Origin of the sequence: Desulfonatronovibrio magnus, from assembly GCF_000934755.1 — a bacterium.
In the GTDB taxonomy this organism is placed as follows: Bacteria; Desulfobacterota; Desulfovibrionia; order Desulfovibrionales; family Desulfonatronovibrionaceae; genus Desulfonatronovibrio; species Desulfonatronovibrio magnus.
Genome location: NZ_KN882175.1, coordinates 764,090 through 780,255 on the forward strand (window position 1 = coordinate 764,090; position 16,166 = coordinate 780,255).

Here is a 16,166-nt window from a genome sequence, read left to right on the forward strand (position 1 = left end):
TAAGCTCCTAAGGTTTTTTCATGAATGAAATAAAGTACAATAACATAATAATTACGATGCCACCACTATGAGCGCAAGTGAAACCATAAATTGAGATAGCAGTATCATCTGTCACCTTTGATTGTCACTTCTTTCCATGTTGGCCTTTGCCCGGCAGAATAAAAGTGTTTACTTACTATTTCTTCGTCATGTCTGACATAAAGCATGTTACTGCCAGTTATCTGATTCATCCTGAAACTGCCTGAGTATCTGGGATAAAATACTGATACAGTATTATCTCCACTCAGCAATTCAAGCTTAAGGTCTTCGGGTACTCTTGCCGGGCCGAACGGATCGTCATCTTGTGATGTAAGTATATTCCCTGTAAGGATGTTATCTCTGTCACTTGAGCGGCCAATGGCAAAATTCAAGCTTACCTTCATTTCTTCAGTACTCGAATCAGCGTTAATCTTAACAACTCCTGCACTGGACCTGGCACAGAGTATCATTTTGACACCCTGCATATCACCTGACATTACTAACTGCTGAAAAAGATCATAGGCTGCAGAATAAGGGTCAGGATCTGATGAATATGAAATACTGGCCTCAAAATTCTGTAATATATTAACTTCATCTCTAAACACAATAGTATCATCTTCGAGTCTATAAGCTTGTAGATTTTCAGCAGAAGAATAAAAAATCAACGGGTCCAGACCTCCATTAAGGTTGATCATTAAAAAGCCATCCAGAGCTCTGGCTGCGCTCTCTTTATCAATCTCGAAATATTCAAGAAAACGATTGTAGTCGCTTCTTGCCGTATTTATCAGACGCATAAGTTCATCTTCAATCAGACTCTCAGTGGACAAGCCATAACTAATTACCAGTTTATAGACTGAAACAGACTTTCCTTCAATAACCTGCTTGCCGCTGGCAAAAGAGACTCCTATGTCTCTCATATGATAATCGAATATACTTGCTGTGCCATTGATGAAGGAATCAACCTCATGATAAAAAAAGCGAGTATATAGCTCAAGAAATGCCTCTTCAGGGGCAATAAAGTTGCGGGGCACCATGACCGAAATATACTCATGTATTTCTAAAGGTTTGTACCCCTGGGAGATGGCTCTTTGTTCAGGGTTGATTCCATCTGGTGAAATACTTGAAAGGTAGCCTTTACTAAACATATCTTCAGAGTGTTTTTTAACAGCCTCAGACAGACGGTAATCAGACCTCAAGGCCCATTTGTGCAATGCCCAGAAAGGACTGTATACCGGAATACTATCAAGTGCAGCAGACACATCCTTACTGATAATATTTGCTATGAAAGCAGGATTCTTACGAGTATAATTGGCAAGCATAACAGCATCTTTTTCAAGCTGAGGAAAAGTATTGGATGCTTGTGCAGATACCTGTTCGGCATTGCTTGATTCAATCAGGGTACTGTCGTGACCATTGATATTTAAGATAAGCACACTACCCGAATAGCTCAAATTCGGGAAGATAATTATCATAAGCAAGTAGAAAAGGATGAATAGTGGTTTCATAGCATGCATGTTGTTGCAATTACTGAACCAGTAAAAACAAGCAACATCGTAAACTAATTTTCATCTGGAAACGGTTCTTTGTCCTTCTATCGGCGTCAATCTGCTCAATTATTAGTCAACTTATTAAAATGCGCCCCCTCACAATTGCTTGATTTCCTTGCCAAAAGACAAAACTCCTCGTTTCCGTAATGAAAACCAATAGCTTTAACATCCGGAAAGAAAGACTTTCCGGATGGAAACAAACTAAACAGAGGTCTTAGTTAAGCCCAGTTTATCAGGAACAAGATGAATTTATGATAATTAAACCAGCAATTTCCAAGGCTGCAAACAAGGAGCACAAGGGATTTGCTTTTGACCCTGCAGGTACTCATCATCAAACTCAAAAACAGCTTTAAGTTGGATTAAGATCAATTGAGAAGGCTAAAACAGTAGAGAAGCGATGCACCAGGGCTTTATCGACAGCAGGAAAAAAAATTAAGTTAAACAATATTACTGAAAGAGAAATAAAATTCAGGCTGTTACTGACCTGCAGAAAAACGCCTTGCCATCTCCAGCATCTCAAGTGCATCAGCGTTGGCAGGATCAATTTTCAAAATATATTCAAGCTCTTCCATGGCCTGGTTGCTCTTGTTCATGTTAAGTAGTGTTATGGCCAGATTAAACCTGGCACCAATATGCTGATCATCAATTCTCAGGGAGCGACGAAAATACTTTTCTGCCTTGCTCAAATTACCCTGAATGGCAATATTGACCCCAAGATTGTTAAGTAAAGACGCATTATTGGGAATCTCCTTGAGAGCACTTCTGAAATGTTTTTCAGCCTCTTCAATTCTTCCCATTTCTCCGAGAAGAGCACCCAGATTCAAGTGCGCAAAACCGTAGTCTGGCTGGATGGATAAAGCTCTATTATAATGCTTCAGAGCTTTTCCCTTTTCCCCCTGGTCCTCAAAGGCAAGCGCAAGGCTGGTATGAGCCCTGAAGTTTTCAGGGTTCTTCTTTATTGAGTCCTCCCATATAGTCACCTGGCTTTGCCAGACCTTGTTCCGTTCAAATGTAAAAATCCCAAGAATAATAATGTAGCACAAGCTGAGACTAAGAACAATCCTTGGATACTTTATAAGCCACTGGCTGGCAATCAAGGCAGTAGCCAGAGCTGGTCCGATCATGGGCAGATAAAGTCTATGTTCAAACATAGTATCTGAAATGGGCAGCACACTTGATTCAACTGACAAAGTAATGAAAAACCAGAAAATGGCAAAACTTACTACAGCCTGCTTCTTCAAAAAGCAAAAACCTGCAATCAGCAACGCAAGCAACAACAAGGAACCAAGGGGTGCCCACCCGCTCCAGAAACCTGAAAGAACTGGATGCATATGGTCAATGTTCTGGCCCACAGGAAACATATACATAATCAGATATTTTGAAACAACAACAAACTGAGTGACGAGGTATTCCCACCTTGATATCTCCGTGGTCTCACGCATTAGGGAAGATACGTCTTCCAGAAGACGAGAAAAGTCACCTTGCCCGGAAAAAAAACCAATATTAAACAGCACAATAAGCACAAATCCAGCTATTGCAGGCAGAATCCAATACAGCTTTTTTTTCCATTCTGACCATTTGTTTTTGTAAAGAAGAAACTCAATCAATAATATCACCGCAGGAAGGCTGGCGGCATTTTGTTTGCTGAAAAAAGCCATTAAACCGGATAAAAAACTAAACGATATGAAAACATAAGATAAACTGTCGTTACTTCCTGACACCTGCCTGTTACGGCCCAGGATGTACAACAGCACGGACAAGATATAAAATAATGCGGCCATGGAAGTATAGCGCTGCACAATATAAGTAACTGCCTGTGTCTGCAGAGGATGAACAACGAATATTAAGGCTGTGAACAGGGCTACATATCTAACTAACCATAAATCATCCCGGTAGCCATCAACAATTTGATATTTAGAGGATATGCGAGAGTGGATGAGCAAAATTAAGAAGTAAACCATGATGCCATTTATTATGTGGATCAAAAGGTTAACCAGGTGATACCCAAACACCCTTAGCTCTCCGAAATGATAGTTCAGGGCAAAGGTCAAGTCTACAAGGGGACGGTTCCTTTCAAATACTTCTAAACTCGCAAAGCCTTCAAAAGACTTGATAAAAGAATTTTCTACGATAGATCTGATATCATCCAGGACAAATGGAACACTAAAAGAGTTAGAATACACTGCAATCCCTGACATGATCAGAAAAAAAATGCTAACTGAGTTTCCATATTTAAGTAAAAAGTTTTTTTTATTCATGATATCTCATCATATCGAAAACATAATATGAAACGTTGGTCATAAGTGGATGATACGTTAGGAGCACATGGTCAGAGGCAGCCATCAATGGTCATATTCAGCCATGAACATTCTTATAAAAAAAATCGTAATAGTTTAGCCATTTGCATGTGGCACGGGGACTGGCTCTTCTGGGACCCACTTGTCTCAAAAGTGAGACGTTTAAATCATCGGTTGATCCTCAAGTGGGGCCCAGAGTGCCTGTCCCCTGCTTTCCTTAAAAAGGGATAAACTATTACAAAAAATCTAAACTCGAATTGCACTAAACTCGTCACCAGTGACACACACTCCCTCCTTTTCAGTTACCATAAAAGTATTCTCTACCCCAACCATACCCAGGCCCTCAATGCCGATTTTGGGCTCTAAGGCCAGAAACATATTCTCCTGCAGGGGGTCATCAAATCCTCTGGCAAGAGGTGGGTATTCATCCACTGCCAGGCCAATGCCATGCCCCAGAAAAGGAACTTTGTTTCCACCAAGCCCCATAAAACCTTCAGAAAATCCGCCTTTTTCAGCCATTTTCAAGGCGATTTCATAAAGATCTTCGGGTTTGGCACCGGGCCTTAATTCTTCCGCAACCCTGGCCTGGATATCAATGCACATGTCATGGGCCTTTTGAACTTGATCTGGAACCTTCCAGCCTGCAGGAAAGTAAACCTGGGTTTTGTCTGTCTGATAACCTTCTAAGGCAAAGCCGCAATCAAGGGTCAATGGTTCGTTATCCTGCCAGACCTTGCCTGCATAACCCATCTGGGTGATGGCCGGATGCTCTCCGCGCAGTCCCACAGGTCCGTTGAATACGCTGGGATAATTGGCGCTGTCTCCAGCTGCCACATGTCCCAGAAAAACTTCTTCTCCAAAATTCTGCATGCGCATCATGCCCTGATGTCCAAGAGAAAAGAAGCATTCCCAAATTTTAATACTGATTTCGTGTTCGGTCATTCCTGGATGAATGAGCTCTGGAAGCAGGTGATAAAGAGCCTCGTGGTGACGTTTGCCGCAGATAATCATTTTATCTGCTTCCCACCGGGATTTAACCATCCTGGTTCTGACTATGGGATGATCAATGGCCTTAAAAGTCACATTACTTATCCTTTTTTGCAGGCTCTCAGCAAGGGCCCAGTTGATGCCTGTTTTTTCCGCCCCAATAACATCCGGTACCTTGAGTCCGAATTCCCCAATTGCTCCAGGAATATCCTTGTAAGACCTGAATCCAGCTACCCTTTCCAGGGGAGATTCCAGTCTGAAGCGTTCCTCTGCCTTGCGGCACATAAATACCGGCTCATCATCCATAGGTATCCAGAGCAGACCATTGCCGAGAGAACCGGTAAAATAATAAATATTTAGCTTGGAAAAAATCATGACTGCTTTACAATCCAGCCCGGCCTCAAGAATATTTGACCTGAACCTGTCCAGCCGCCAGAGCATTTCCTGGACAGGAAGTTTTTCCATTGATTCAAACATAAAAGTCTCCAAAAAAACGTTATATTTTCAACTTACAAACCTCAAAGTGCCTGTCACGGGACTATCGGGTTCAGTGCAAAAGTGTTACCGTACAAGGCAATCAATAGCCCTGCATAAGAAAGTCAATAGCAGTAACAATTTCTATGCGTCTTGACTCCAGATTGCCAATTGCTTTGCCAAGAATACTCACAGGGACTGCAGCCATAAATTGAGTAGCCATAACAAGCTCATCTCCATTCATGTAAAAGCATGGATTTAAATGTTGTGCTGGTTTTGGCCCCCATATCCACAGGCAGTAACGGCACAACTACCCGAGTATTAAGATGGCTGAGCAAGTCAGCCTGGACATCGAGAAGGCTCCCATAACCGCCTGTATTTGGGTAGACATCAAAGCGAGACACTAAAACACCCTGTATTTTTCCAAGGGCAGACCTGCTTTCTCAACAAAAGAATTTGAGCTGACCAGTGCTGCCATGTTTTCTTCCAGCCACAATTCATCACGTCTTTGCATCAGGGCTTTACTCAAACCATTTTCAAAAACTTTTGACACGTCAATGTCAAGTCTTTCAGCCTCAGACATTAAACTCTCGTTTACTGAAACACTAATCGTCCTTTGTTCCATAAGTGGAAATCTTTCCAGAGACATCGTCAACCTCCTGATAAGTCAATATTAAATCCAGTAAATAGGATGCAGCAGAAAAATGAATAACCCTATTCCACCAGTGTATAATCCATGCGCCTTTTTCTGGGTTCAAACCCAGCCCCTCTTATCAGACTTCGCAATTCATTTTCAGGCATCTTAAAGCACACTCCTGCAGCAGCCACCACATTTTCCTCAATCATGGTAGAGCCAAAATCATTAGCCCCCGAGAGAAGGGCCATCTGCCCGATTTTCGCACCCTGAGTAACCCAGGAAGCCTGAATGTTTGGTATATTATCAAGAAACAGCCGACACAAGGCCAGAAATTTCAGATATTCGGCAGATGAAGACTCTTGTACTTCTATAAGTGTATTGCCCGGCTGGAAAGTCCATGGGATAAAAGCTGTAAAGCCCCCTGTCTGGTCCTGCAGCGAGCGCAGCTTATCAAGGTGACTCAGGCGCTCGGCAATAGTTTCCACATGGCCGAACATCATGGTGGCTGTAGTTTTTAACCCCTGAAGATGAGCCTCTTTCATAACCTCTAACCATTGGGCTGTCATGCACTTTCTTGGAGACAACTCTGTTCTGACCCGATCTACAAGAATTTCAGCGCCCCCGCCGGGAATGGAATCCAAACCGCTTTTCTTAAGCCTGGCAACAACCTCTTTGACGCTTAGTCCGGATTCACGGCTGAGATGATAAATTTCAGGAGGTGAAAAACCATGCACCGCAATCTGAGGAAAACGGTCCTTGATAAACTCCAGCATCTTCTGGTAATATATCAGGTCAAGGTCAGGATTCATGCCGCCTTGAAGAAGAATTTGCCCGCCGCCAAGTTCCAGGGTTTCAGAAATTTTTCTGCTCAACTCTGCAAAACTGAGCACATACCCATCTTCATGACCTGGAGGCTTGAAAAAGGCACAAAACTTACAGGCAGATACACACACATTGGTATAGTTGATATTTCGATCTACAATGTATGTGACCCTATTGTCAGGGTGCATTTTCAACCGGGTTTCATGGGCCATCTGCCCCAAAGTAAACAAATTATCTTCTTGCCAAAGCTTTTCAGCCTGTTCTATGGTTAGTCTTTGCATTTTTTTAGTTTTAAGTTTTAAGTGTTAAGTGTTAAGTTTTAAGATTTAAGCATCTCACCGGGGGGCCGGGACTGAGCCTGTGAGTAACTTCCTTTATAAGTGGAGCCTGCATCCTGCAGGCTATTAAAGACTAGGCGGCTGGAAGCCGCCTCCACATTGAAGAACAGTCCCATATTTGGAAATTGGGACAGTCCCCGCGAGGTACTACAAAAAAGACTGATGCTGCATTGACACCTGGAAGAAATCTGCTTTGATGAAAAAATCTACACAGCGAGGGACAGTCCCCCTCCGGGCTGTAAGCCTCCGGGCAGGAAGCTGTGCCAGGCGCAAAGTTCCCATCTTTGACGGAACTTTTCAGGCAAATGTGCATCAATCATGAGCAAAAAACGTCAAAATGTGAAAACTGTAAACATCTGATTTTATTGACAAAACGATTGTAGTTACTTGTAAGCTCCTCACCCGGGCGGACTGGGACCGAACTTGTGAGTAACTAAAAAATCAGCCTTAACACGTTAGAGATTGCCGCGCTCGAAGACTCGCTCGCAATGACACCTGAACTGTCAGGTATGTAGTTGCTCAAAATCTGTCACCCGTGAGGGAGCCTAAACGACCGAAGCAATCTTTATGGTAAAACCATAATATTCTGAATTTATTTATTATACGGTCAGGTTACTTAGAAAAAGTTATACGATTTACCTATGAAACATTTATACCCCTTTCAAGAGATCAAACTATGATGGAAATAATCAGGAATCAAGACCTGAAAAATATTTTAACTCAGGCAAAGACCATAGCTGTAATCGGTGCCAAGGACAAGCCCGGCCAGCCAGTCAATGATGTGGGGCTTTATCTTATAAAGGCCGGGTACAGAGTAATCCCTGTTCACCCCAAAAGACAGAATGTCTGGGGTCTGGAAACCTGGAAAACAATCCTGGACATTCCATTTCCAGTGGATATCATTAACCTGTTCAGGGCTCCGGATTTCTGCCCGGCCCATGCCAAAGAAGTGCTGCAGCTGAACTACACACCATTATGTTTCTGGATGCAACTTGGAATTACATGTAATGAAGCTGCTGAAATTCTCAAGCCCAGGTCCATCCAGGTTATCCAGGACAGATGTATCAAGATCGAACATCAAAGGCTTTTTCAAGATACCGGGCAACTTGAGCAGCATCCTGTTTAGTGCTTTTTTGTGCCCCCCTGCCAGGAAAAAGTTTTCTGTTAATTGTTTTGACAAAATATTTAAGGGTCTAACTGAGTTTTATGGGCAAGCTAATAATCCACACTGGAGCATAACTTTGGAAAAAGCCTTTAACTGTAAAATGTGCGGCCAATGCTGTCAGGGCAATGGAGGAATAGTGGCTACCATTGAAGAACAAATGGCCATGGCTGATTTCCTTAATATTTGTCTTTCAGAATTTCAGGATCAATACATCCGAAAATCTAAAGATAAATTTTTTGTCCAGACCAGCAGGCAGGGAACATGCCTGTTTTTTATTCCTGATCAAGGCTGCAGGGTTCATCCGGTCAAACCGCGGACGTGCAGGGCCTGGCCCTTTTTCCGGGGAAACCTTATGGATGAATCCAGCTTTGACATGGCCAGAGAATATTGTTCCGGGATCAATCCTGATATTTCTTTTAATGAATTTGTCCGTCAGGGAATCAGCTATTTGGAAGAACACAGCCTCACATCAGAGATGACAAACACCCCGGCCAATGCCCTTAATATTTCTGGGGTCAGGGGGCAGGGGGCAGAGGGAAGAAGGCTGAAGGAAGAAGGAAGAAGGCTGAAGGCTGAAGGAAGAAGGAAGAAGGCTGAAGGAAGAAGGAAGAAGGCTGAAGGCTGAAGGAAGAAGGAAGAAGGCTGAAGGAAGAAGGCTGAAGGAAGAAGGCTGAAGTCAGAGGTCAGACGTCAGAGGGCAGAGATCATAGATCGCACGTCAGTATGCGGATTGATTAAACATGAAATGTGAGTTATTTGGAAATTTTAAAGCGCTTTAAACTTAAATTTTAAAACTTAAAACTCAAACCTCCCCCAATGAACATCCAGCAATGCTATCAGATATTAGGCGTTGGACCTGATGCGGATCTGAACTCAATCAAAAAGGCATACAGAGACCTTGCTTTCAAGAGTCATCCCGATCTTAATCAGGATGACCCGGAAGCAGGATATAAATTCCACCGCATAAATACTGCCTATGTTACCCTAAGAGATTATCTGGGGGACAAGCAGCCCCGGGCTGAAGCAACTGCACGAGAAAAGGCCGGAGCAAAACCAGGACAGAGCAGGGCCAAAGCTTCGCGCACTTATCATGAACAGGCAGGAAGAGCCAGGCGAGAGAAAAAAAAGTATGGTGAAGACTTTGATCCTGATGCAAGAAGAAAAAAATTCTTTTATCGACAGGAAGAAGTTTTAAAAGACATTCTCAATGACCCCTTTGCCCGACAGGTATTTGAAGATATCTTTCAAAAAATTAAAAAAGACGGTGTAAAGTATCCAGGTGTACCCGTCATAAAAAAGCGTCGCCTAAAATTTGAGTGGGGGAAATATAACTTTGATCTCGATCTTTCCAAAGGCCTTTTTTCTGGAATCAGGCGCTGGTTTTCATCCCAGCTTGATGATGAACAGACTGTTTACATGAATCCTGTAAAGCTCCGGCCCGGAGCAACCGTTCGCATAACTGTGCAGAGAAAGTGGTCCGGGCCTGCCCAGACAGTCAATGTTACCCTGCCTGGTGATTATGTAGTTGGAAGGCCCGTACGCTTGCGAGGAATGGGCCGTAAAATAGGCCCCTGGAAAGGGGATCTTTATTTGAGGCTTTTGAGTAAATAAATTGAGCATAACTGTGGCAGGATTCACAGATGCTTTTATGAGTGATTACGATGAATGATTTGATGCGTATTAACAAGGCCATAGCAAGAGCCGGTGTCTGCTCCAGACGCAAGGCAGATGAGCTCATACGTCAGGGGAAAGTGACAGTCAATGATATGGTCATATCAGAGATGGGTGTTATGGTCGATACTGTAAAAGATAAAATAACAGTTAACGGCCAGCAGATTAACCATGCCCCACAACACAACTCGTTCACCTATGTCATGCTCAACAAGCCTGTTCAGGTAGTAACCACCATGGCTGACCCTGAAAATCGCAAAACAGTCTTTGATCTACTGCCTGATGATTTTAACAAGAAGCGCCTTTTTCCAGTCGGCAGACTGGACTATTTCTCAGAAGGTCTTCTTTTGATGACCAATGATGGAGAACTAACGCATCGTTTGACACATCCATCCTGGAAGCAGCCTAAAACATACCATGTTCTGGTCAGAGAAAAACCCAGTTCCTCCATGCTGAATATTTTAAAAATGGGAATGACCCTTAAAGACGGTCAAAAGCTTGCACCCATCAGAGCACGCATTATCGATACCAGAAATAACGGATTTACTTTGGAAATGATCCTTACTCAGGGAGTCAACCGGCAGATCAGAAAAATTTGTCAGGATTTTGGGCTGACCATCCTGAGGCTGGTTAGAATAAGCCAGGGGCCCTTGCACATTGGTGAATTACAACCAGGCAAGACGCGGTCATTAACCCCCAAAGAGATCCTTGGATTAAAAGAAAGCGTTGGTTTATAATACTAAGGCGGATTTTTCCCGCAACCAAAAAAGATATTTTAACCGCCCGTTCTAAGACTCACTCAAGACACAAAGGGCGCAAAGGAAAAAACAGCCTTTTTGAAAACCGGTGCCCGGTTTTCAAAAATATCTTGCAAGTATCTACAAACATATTGGCAATAAGTTCAGAGCATTATGGCTTTACCATACAGATTGCTTCGGTCGCTTAGGCTCCCTCGTGGGTGACAGGTTTTCAGCAACTACATCCCTGACAGCTCAGGTGTCATTGCGAGCGAGTCTTTTTATCCCGTTGAATACACGCAGTGTAGGCGCAGCCATTCAACTGGGGCGAGCGCGGCAATCCCTAACGTGCTAAGGCTATTACACCTCTTTTTTTGTGGCTCCAGCCACATTTTGAAGAAGCGGCTGGAGCCGCAAGAGCAAAACGTTCCCAGGCTGGAGCCTGGGAACGAGAGTTCAGTCAAAGATGGGAGCTTTGCGCTTGGCACAGGGACTGTCCCTCGCTGTGTAAATTTTTTCATTTAAGCAAATATTTCCTGGAACCAATGCAGAATCAATCTTTTTTATAGTACCTCGCGGGGACTGTCCCAATTTCCAGAAAAGTGACAGCCTCTTTAAAGTTACCCACAGGTTCGGCCCCTGGCCGCCAGGGTGCGGAGCGTCAAGATAACCACTTACGGAGATATATATGAAATACATAACTTTTCTTTTTTTACTGGTTTTTACCTTAATACCTTTTGGTGGTCACGCATCAGAGATGGCTGAGCTGGTGCAGCAGAAATACGAAAGCATTGAATCATTTGAGGCCGGTTATATCCAGATACTTACCAATGCCTCAACAAGGGAGCAGGAAGAAAGAATGGGACGCATTTCTTTCCAGAAGCCATTATCTGTTCGCTGGGAAGCTGACAGTCCTGAACCTGAACTGCTCATTATGAACCAGGAGGTAGTCTGGAATTACTTTCCCGAAGACCAGGCTTTATATCAATATGATGCTTCAGACATACTCTCCTCAAGGACCATGCTACGATTTATTTCAGGCAAGGCCAGGTTAAAGGAAGATTTCAGGGTGGAAGATCAGGGCATGGAAGATGGCTTGCACAAGATTAAGCTTGTCCCCAGAAATCCTGAACCCGACCTGGTTCTGGCATATATCTGGGCTGATGATGACGGGCTTATGAACAGGCTTTTATTGGTGGATTTTTTCGGTAATGGAAATGAGTTAAAACTTAAAGATATCAACCTGAACCCTGAACTTGATGAAGAGCTTTTTGAGTTTGACCCTCCAGAAGATCTAAAGGTGATGTAGGCTTTTAGTAACTTACTCTTGAAACCCTGTCATAAAAAAAAATTTGAACCGCAAAGGCGCGAAGGACTCAAAGTTAAAGATAATAAAGAAGATTTTTTTTTGAAAACCGGGCATCGGTTTTCAAAAAGGCTGTCTTTTCATTTGCGTCCTTTGCGTCTTGAGTGAGTCTTCGAACGGGCGGTTAAGATATTTTTCTTGAGGTTGCAGGCGACCAGCTAAATGGAAATTTCAAACCAACATGTCGTGTATTTGTTAAAGGAGTATATAAATGATCTTTGTAGTTAAAAAATGTGCTGACTGTCCTTTTTGCAATACTTTGGAAAGCAATGAAATGCAGTGTAATGTATCAACCCCGGGTAAAAGGGATATTCCTGATCAGGGCCGCGCAAAACCTTCATTCTGCCCTTTAAGGCGGGAACAGGCCATAGTCAGAAGTTTTGGCGAAGCTGACGGCTAAAATACATACCTCAAAGTCAACTCGCCGGAAATCCCTTTATCTTTCATCATACTGTAAGTTCCCGGGGTGTGGAATCTGTTGTCCATTAAGTTGCGCACTTTAAGCGAGACATCCAGACCCTGGGTCAAAAAATCCCTGTATGTTCCTCCGACATTGAGCATCCATACATCGGAAGCCTTTTCATGATCTTCTGCCCAGGCATAAATCAGCTTTCGTGATGAATAATACTCCAAATGAGTAAAAAGGCTCAGCCTGTCCGTAAGGCTCCATGTGCCCATGAGATCCAGCATTACTTTGGGGCCCGGGTCAAAGGGATGCCTCAGGTTCTTGTAGACATGCACAATTGTCCCGTCTGGTCTGCGGTATGAGTACTCGAGATATCTGTATTTTTCGTCTGGTCCTTTATTCTGCAGTAAAGTGAGCCCGGCTCTAAGATCCAGGATGTCCCAGGGATTGTAGTTTGCCTCCAGTTCTAACCCATAAATATCCTGTCTGTTGGATTGTGATAATCCGGCATACGGATCTTCCATAATATGATTGGACAGCCGGTTATAGAAAAGTGTTCCGGTAAAGGAGAGGTTCTGTCTGAGATTCCAGGCTGCCTGCAGAGAAATATTTTCAGACTTCTCCATATCTGGTTTCTCGTCATCAAGAAGCTGTCTGGCAAAAGGGGTACGATATGCAGTTCCATAGAGCAGCTTGAAAGCCCAACGGGAAAGAGGCGTCCAGAGAAGAGCTGAGCTGTAGCTTAGATTATCCTTATATTCTTCATGAAAGTCGTGCCTTAGCCCCAGCATAAAATCAAAGTCACCGAGTTTATGGCTGTACTGTACAAATGGAGACCATGAACGATTAGAAAAATTGCTTGTGGTCAGACCTGGAAGAAAACTTTTGTTATCCGGCCCAAGATAGCCGGGAATATAACTGTCCCATATGGGAGCATCGTCAATTTTTTTATGTTTGAATGAGGTGCCTGCAGTCAAAAGCCCCCTGGCATCAAACATGGACCTGTCCATTAGAAGTTCAGCATAATAAGTGTCCTCTCGCTGCTTGACAGTTTTGTCAATAATTTCATTTTCCGGTGTCATCCTGCTGAAATATCCGGATAACCGAATCTTTGTTTCAAGGCTGATATCATGGTCAGCATCCATCTTAATGTATCCTGATCCAATACGGGTTGTCTCCCGCCAGCGCAGATCATCTCTATGATTACTTATGATATATGGATGAAAGCTGTCAGTAAGCCTTCCTGAAAGGCTGAAATTCTTGCCAAGATTCAACCTGGCATAAGCATCCAAATAATGAGCTTCACCTGCCTTTCTGGAACCCATGCGCCTTTCCGGAGGAACAGGTCTTGAACCGTCATTATCAAAAAAGTTAATGAGATTGGCCCTTGTGCTGTCTTCCTCACCCTGTCTGAAACTCAGAGAAATAAAACCATCCCACAAGCCATAGTCCTGGCCCAGGTTAAGGTAGGCTCCTCTTTGCCTTCCTGGTTCTCCATAGGTAATGCCTGTTTCAGCACCCTGAAAATCCTTGCCGCTTAGCGGAGTAATATTTACCACTCCGGCAAAAGCATCAGGCCCCCACAAAACCGAAGAAGGGCCACGGACTATCTCCAGTTGTTTAACAGCAGCAAGGGACAGTTCCTGGTCAATTGGATGCAAATATTTTGAAAGCTCAGACCCTATGGGAACAGTATCGTACAAAAACATGACAGAGTCAGGCATGCCCCTTAAATACGGTCTGTGACCCCATTCCTTTCCAGCCATATGAAAACCTGGCATGGACTGCAGTATACTGCTGACCGTGGATTGCCCCCTCTGCATAAACTCCTCGCGCCGTACCACATTGGCCACGGCCGGGGCCCGGGCTGGAGTCTCCTCTCTTCTTGAAGCAATGGACAATAGCTCAATATCCTCACCCACAAACATAAGCATGGTCCCATCATCAGGATAAACCTCAGCCGCAGCAGCAAACGGCAGGCTTAAAAAAAACACGAGCATGGTGAAAGATATTGATTTTTTCAACTAATCAACCTCTTTTCTCATTATACTGCTTGAGTAAAACACGAAACTTTGCCCTGGTCAGGCCCAGCAGTCTGGCTGCAGCGCTCTGGTTTTCATTGGTTGCTTCCATGGCCTGTTCTACCATATCCAGCTCCAGCTCTTCCAGATCAATTCCCTGGGGGGGCAGACGAAAATCAAACTCGTTTTTGTTGACAGGCGCTATCTTCAGAAAAGAAAGCATACCTTCATCAATAATCCCGTCTTTTCTGGCCAGAATACAGGCTCTTTCCAATACATTGGCCAGTTCCCGGACATTTCCAGGCCATGAATATTTGGACAACAGACTCATGGCTCCGGATGTAACATTAATTTTCTGGCCTCCTCCAAACTTCTGTGTAAAATGCCGGGTCAGAATCGGAACATCCTGCCCTCTCTCCCGCAATGGCGGCAATTCTATGGGGAAAACATTAATACGGTAAAAAAGATCAGACCTGAATCTTCCTTCAGTAACAAGCTCTTCAAGACTCTGATTGGTGGCGCAAACAATGCGCGAGTCAACGTCAATTTCCTTTCTCCCGCCTACCCTTTGAATTTTTTTCTCCTGCAGAACCCTCAACAGTTTGGCCTGGGCCTCAATGGGCATATCTCCAATTTCATCCAGAAACAGGGTACCACCTGATGAGAATTCAAATTTACCAACATTCTTGCTGGAAGCACTGGTAAACGAGCCTTTTTCATGACCAAACAGCTCAGACTCGATCAAGCCCTGAGGAATGGCCGCACAATTGACAGGAACAAAAGGCCCGGCCGCTCTTGGGCCTGCCTGGTGAATGTACTTGGCCAGCAGTTCCTTGCCAGTGCCTGATTCTCCCCTGATAAGAACAGTGGATTCTTCATTGGCGACATGCGCTGCCATGTCCAGCGTTCTCTGCATGGCTTCGGATTTATGTATTATCTCATCTGGCGCAGCAAACTTATTAAGTGCTTTTTTGAGTTCACGATTTTCTTCTATAATACGGGACATGCCTAATATACGTTCTACAGTGAGCACTACACGTTCCTGCTCAAAAGGCTTGGTAATGAAGTCCATTACTCCATCGCGCATGGCCTCAACTGCGGACTCAACAGTTCCAAAAGCGGAAATAAAAACCACAGGATAGTTGAGTCCAGTCTTTTTTATCTGCCGCAACAGTGCATGCCCATCCATCCTGGGCATTTTGACATCCGTAATCACCAGGTCAAAAGGCCTGCTGCTCAGCATATCCATGGCCTGCATGCCATCTTCAGCCTCTTCCACCTCATAACCCTTTTTCTTAAGGATTATGGACAAAAGATGTCTCATTCGCTGTTCATCATCTACTATAAGTATTTTTGCCATTTTTATTCAAAACTGGATAATCAAAAGATTTGCTGTAAACATTTCAAGCTGATTTTCTTTATTTATTGCCATTAGTAACTTACCGAATCAATCCTGTATCAAAAAACAAGATTATTTTTAACAGTTTAGCCCTTTTTTTAGGAAAGCAGGGGACAGGCACCCCAGTCCCCGTGCAACATGCAAATGGCTAAACTATTACGATTATTTTAACCCTGACAAGAGCAATAATGCCCAACTACCTGACTCTCCGCCCTTCAGCCTTCACCCTTCACTCTTCACTCCTCACCTTTCAACCTTCAACCTTCAACCTTCAACCTTCA

Annotated in this window: 13 protein-coding genes and 1 pseudogene; 6 read left to right on the top strand and 8 right to left on the bottom strand. The window is 43.7% G+C overall.

Translation table 11 applies throughout. The annotated features are described in order from the left end of the window. Nucleotides 1–104: 104 nt before the first annotated feature. The 6 genes and pseudogenes from LZ23_RS15235 to mqnC form a co-directional block, all read right to left on the bottom strand. The gene (locus tag LZ23_RS15235) at nucleotides 105–1,523 is read right to left on the bottom strand and encodes a CAP domain-containing protein (protein WP_157493248.1); all 1,419 of its coding nucleotides are present in this window, start codon (nucleotides 1,521–1,523) and stop codon (nucleotides 105–107) included. Between the two features lie 518 nt (nucleotides 1,524–2,041). Beyond that, nucleotides 2,042–3,823: a tetratricopeptide repeat protein gene (locus LZ23_RS15240; protein ID WP_045215362.1), complete on the bottom strand. Its 1,782-nt coding sequence runs from the start codon at nucleotides 3,821–3,823 to the stop codon at nucleotides 2,042–2,044. 285 nt (nucleotides 3,824–4,108) lie between these two features. Continuing rightward, entirely contained in the window at nucleotides 4,109–5,326 is a 1,218-nt protein-coding gene (locus tag LZ23_RS15245; protein ID WP_045215363.1) for a M24 family metallopeptidase, read from the bottom strand. A 100-nt stretch (nucleotides 5,327–5,426) separates the two neighbouring features. Continuing rightward, nucleotides 5,427–5,727: pseudogene (locus LZ23_RS25685) on the bottom strand (CcdB family protein). Continuing rightward, nucleotides 5,727–5,972, bottom strand: coding sequence for a type II toxin-antitoxin system CcdA family antitoxin (locus tag LZ23_RS15250; RefSeq protein WP_052507424.1), 246 nt, complete (start codon nucleotides 5,970–5,972; stop codon nucleotides 5,727–5,729). The pseudogene LZ23_RS25685 and the gene LZ23_RS15250 overlap by 1 nt, the downstream one beginning before the upstream one ends. A 65-nt stretch (nucleotides 5,973–6,037) precedes the next feature. Next, complete coding sequence (gene mqnC, locus LZ23_RS15255; protein ID WP_045215364.1) at nucleotides 6,038–7,063, bottom strand: cyclic dehypoxanthinyl futalosine synthase; 1,026 nt, start codon at nucleotides 7,061–7,063, stop codon at nucleotides 6,038–6,040. 733 nt (nucleotides 7,064–7,796) lie between these two features. Between mqnC and LZ23_RS15260 the strand changes: the two genes are divergently transcribed. The 6 genes from LZ23_RS15260 to LZ23_RS15285 all read left to right on the top strand — a co-directional run bounded on the left by LZ23_RS15260 (nucleotide 7,797) and on the right by LZ23_RS15285 (nucleotide 12,459). Continuing rightward, nucleotides 7,797–8,246: a CoA-binding protein gene (locus tag LZ23_RS15260; protein ID WP_157493250.1), complete on the top strand. Its 450-nt coding sequence runs from the start codon at nucleotides 7,797–7,799 to the stop codon at nucleotides 8,244–8,246. A gap of 115 nt (nucleotides 8,247–8,361) precedes the next feature. After that, nucleotides 8,362–8,910 carry a YkgJ family cysteine cluster protein gene (locus LZ23_RS15265; protein WP_232300508.1) on the top strand — a complete coding sequence of 183 codons (549 nt, stop codon included), beginning with the start codon at nucleotides 8,362–8,364 and terminating at the stop codon, nucleotides 8,908–8,910. Between the two features lie 191 nt (nucleotides 8,911–9,101). After that, complete coding sequence (locus tag LZ23_RS15270) at nucleotides 9,102–9,896, top strand: J domain-containing protein (RefSeq protein WP_045215365.1); 795 nt, start codon at nucleotides 9,102–9,104, stop codon at nucleotides 9,894–9,896. Nucleotides 9,897–9,946: 50 nt separating this feature from the next. Beyond that, complete coding sequence (locus LZ23_RS15275; protein WP_045215366.1) at nucleotides 9,947–10,693, top strand: pseudouridine synthase; 747 nt, start codon at nucleotides 9,947–9,949, stop codon at nucleotides 10,691–10,693. A gap of 688 nt (nucleotides 10,694–11,381) precedes the next feature. Then, on the top strand, nucleotides 11,382–12,002 hold the full coding sequence (gene lolA / locus LZ23_RS15280; protein WP_045215367.1) for an outer membrane lipoprotein periplasmic chaperone LolA: 621 nt from the start codon (nucleotides 11,382–11,384) through the stop codon (nucleotides 12,000–12,002). Between the two features lie 268 nt (nucleotides 12,003–12,270). Further along, the gene (locus LZ23_RS15285) at nucleotides 12,271–12,459 is read left to right on the top strand and encodes a hypothetical protein (RefSeq protein ID WP_045215369.1); all 189 of its coding nucleotides are present in this window, start codon (nucleotides 12,271–12,273) and stop codon (nucleotides 12,457–12,459) included. On the opposite strand, the gene LZ23_RS15290 is transcribed toward LZ23_RS15285, so the two are convergent. Then, nucleotides 12,456–14,489, bottom strand: coding sequence for a TonB-dependent receptor plug domain-containing protein (locus tag LZ23_RS15290; RefSeq protein WP_045215371.1), 2,034 nt, complete (start codon nucleotides 14,487–14,489; stop codon nucleotides 12,456–12,458). The two genes, LZ23_RS15285 and LZ23_RS15290, sit on opposite strands and share 4 nt — an antisense overlap. Nucleotides 14,490–14,493: 4 nt before the next feature. Next, entirely contained in the window at nucleotides 14,494–15,846 is a 1,353-nt protein-coding gene (locus LZ23_RS15295) for a sigma-54-dependent transcriptional regulator (protein ID WP_045215372.1), read from the bottom strand. Between the last annotated feature and the right edge of the window lie 320 nt (nucleotides 15,847–16,166).